The organism is Arthrobacter sp. Dra40, assembly GCF_059091905.1.
In genome coordinates this window covers 1-875 of record NZ_JBNHHB010000537.1, presented here as the reverse complement: position 1 = coordinate 875, position 875 = coordinate 1, and the positions used below count along the sequence as shown (strand labels likewise).

Sequence of the window (875 nt, the reverse complement as noted above, 5' to 3'; positions counted from 1 at the left end):
GTTTCCTGCCGCTGAGCCCTGAAGCCAGGGTCAGACGAGCTGGCGGCGGAGCGAGCGGCCGCGCATGCGCCCGGAGTCCGTCAGGCTCTTGAGCAGCTCGTCGAAGAGCGAGGCGGCCTGCCGGGCTGAGTCGCCGGGCCATTGGTGGACGGCATGCGCTGCACCTTGGATCTGCTGCCAGTTCGCCTGCTCTGAGATGGTGGGGGAGAGCAGCAGGTCACCGAACATGGTCTTCATTTCCGCCAGCCGGTAACCGTGCTCCTTGGAGCTGGGGCGCACACGATTGGCCACCACCCCTGCCGTCTTGAGATCCGGTGCAAACTCCTCGCGGAACAAGTCGATGGCGCGCATGGTCCGTTCGGTTCCCGCGACCGAGAAGAGGCTCGGCTCCGCGACCAGCAGCACCCGGTTGCTCGCGGTCCATGCCATGCGCGTCAACCCGTTGAGGGAAGGCGGACAGTCGATGAGCACCAGTGAGTATCCAGTGACGCGCGAGAGCAGGGTGGAGAGCCTGCGCAGGTCCCGGCGGCTCAAATCGGGGCGGTCGTAGATGCCGGAATAGGCGGAGCCGATGGCGACGTCGAGTACGCTCCGTCCCGACGCCTGACCGGCGGCTTTGTCGGCGGAAGCAGCCCAGCCACTTGGGGCAACGTTGGCCGACAGGTCGGCTTTGCGCGCATTCTTGAGCAGCCTGCCGATGTCGGTCTGGCGGCCCGGCATGACGCCGAGTCCCGTGCTGGCGTCAGCATGCGGATCCAAGTCGATGATGAGAGTGGGGATTCCCGCTGCCAGCGCCGCAGAGGCCAGGCCCAGCGTGACCGAGGTCTTGCCGACCCCGCCCTTGAGGCTGCTGATGCTCACTACTTGCACGTAAA

At 66.4% G+C, this 875-nt stretch carries 1 protein-coding gene; it reads right to left on the bottom strand.

What is annotated here, in order from left to right:
- Nucleotides 1-30: 30 nt before the first annotated feature.
- Nucleotides 31-870: a ParA family protein gene (locus AC5RWT_RS37850; RefSeq protein ID WP_494084685.1), complete on the bottom strand. Its 840-nt coding sequence runs from the start codon at nucleotides 868-870 to the stop codon at nucleotides 31-33.
- Nucleotides 871-875 lie beyond the last annotated feature (5 nt).